General features: G+C 63.1%; 2 protein-coding genes. Both read right to left on the bottom strand.

Features of this window, described 5'->3' with window-relative positions; translation table 11 throughout:
- On the bottom strand, positions 1-897 hold an 897-nt coding region (locus JQ631_RS32180), incomplete at its 3' end, for a GDP-L-fucose synthase family protein (protein ID WP_212334162.1).
- Positions 878-1,882 (bottom strand): GDP-mannose 4,6-dehydratase (gene gmd / locus JQ631_RS32175; RefSeq protein WP_212334159.1); only part of this gene is annotated, 1,005 nt, incomplete at its 5' end. The genes gmd and JQ631_RS32180, both read right to left, overlap by 20 nt.

The following is a 1,882-nucleotide window of genomic DNA, read 5'->3' as shown; positions in this document are numbered from 1 at the left end:
CCGAAGCGACGTCGTCGCGCGCCAGCCGAGCTTGTCGAGCCTGCTGACATCGAGCAGCTTGCGCGGCGTACCGTCGGGGCGCGAGGTGTCGAAGGTGATGTCGCCGCGATAGCCGACGATCTCGGCGACCATGCGGGCGAATTCTGCGATGGCGATGTCTTCCCCGGTGCCGATGTTGATCAGCTCCACACCGGAATAGGTCTTCATCAGGTGCACGCAGGCATCCGCCATGTCGTCGACATAGAGGAATTCGCGCCGCGGCGTTCCGGTGCCCCAGACCGCGACGGTCTTCGCACCCGACATCCTGGCCTCATGAAAGCGCCGGATCAGCGCGGCAACGACGTGGCTCAGCTCAGGATGATAATTGTCGCCGGGCCCGTAGAGGTTGGTGGGCATCACGCTGATGAAGTCGCTGCCATACTGGCTGCGGTAGGCTTCCGCCATCTTGATGCCGGCGATCTTGGCAATCGCGTAGGGTTCGTTGGTCGGCTCCAGCGGGCCGGTCAGCACGGAATCCTCGCGCAGCGGCTGCGGCGCCAGCTTGGGATAGATGCAGGATGAGCCGAGGAACATCAGCTTCTCGGCACCGGTCGCATGCGCGGCCTGGATCACGTTCGCGGCGATCGCGATGTTGTCGTAGATGAACTCGGCGCGCAGCGTATTGTTCGCGACGATGCCGCCGACCTTGGCCGCGGCAAGGAAGATCACCTGCGGCCGCACCCGCGCGAACCAGTCGAACACCGCGGCCTGGTTGCAGAGATCGACCTCACGCCGGTCGACGGTGACGAGATTCACGTTCTCCCGCGCCAGCCGGCGTGCGATGGCGCTGCCGACCATGCCGCGATGGCCGGCGACATAGACGCTCTTGCCCTTCAGCTCAAACGGTGCGCTTGCCATTGACGACATCCCGCTTGGCCTCGGCCAGATCGCTCGTCATCATCTCTTCGACGAGTTGCACAAAGGTCCGCTTCGGCTTCCAGCCGAGCACCTGCCGCGCCTTGCTGGCATCGCCGACGAGCAGATCGACCTCGGTCGGACGGAAATAGGTCGGATCGATCTTCACCACCGCCTTGCCGCTGACGGCGTCGACACCGGTTTCATCAACGCCTGCGCCGCGCCATTCGATGCGACGGCCGACATGGGCAAAGGACAGCTCCACCATCTCGCGCACCGAACGCGTCTCGCCGGTGGCGAGCACGAAATCATCGGGCTTGTCGGCTTGCAGGATCATGTGCATGCCTTCGACATAATCTTTGGCATGGCCCCAGTCGCGCTTGGCCTCGAGATTGCCGAGATAGAGCGTCTCCTCCAGTCCAACCTCGATCCGCGCCACGCCGCGGGTGATCTTGCGGGTGACGAAGGTCTCGCCGCGGATCGGGCTCTCATGGTTGAACAGGATGCCGTTGCTGGCAAACATGCCGTAGGCTTCGCGGTAGTTCACCGTGATCCAGTAGCCATAGAGTTTTGCCACGCCATAAGGCGAGCGCGGATAGAACGGCGTCGTCTCCTTCTGCGGGATCTCCTGCACCAGGCCGTAGAGCTCCGAAGTCGAGGCCTGATAGAACCGCGTCTCCTTCTCCATGCCGAGGATACGGATCGCCTCTAACAGGCGCAGCACGCCGATGGCGTCCGCATTGGCCGTGTATTCCGGGCTCTCGAAGCTGACCGCAACGTGGCTCTGGGCGGCGAGATTGTAGATCTCGGTCGGCCGTATCTGCTGCACCAGGCGGATCAGATTGGTCGAATCCGTCATGTCGCCGTAATGCATCAGGAATGGCACGTTCCCGACATGCGGATCCTGGTAGAGATGATCGACACGCGCGGTGTTGAACGAGGACGAGCGCCGCTTGATTCCGTGCACGACATAGCCGAGCGACAGCAG

The organism is Bradyrhizobium manausense (assembly GCF_018131105.1).
Lineage (GTDB): Bacteria > Pseudomonadota > Alphaproteobacteria > Rhizobiales > Xanthobacteraceae > Bradyrhizobium > Bradyrhizobium manausense_B.
Note: the sequence above shows the minus strand (reverse complement) of the source record. Positions and strands in the feature narration are given on the sequence as shown.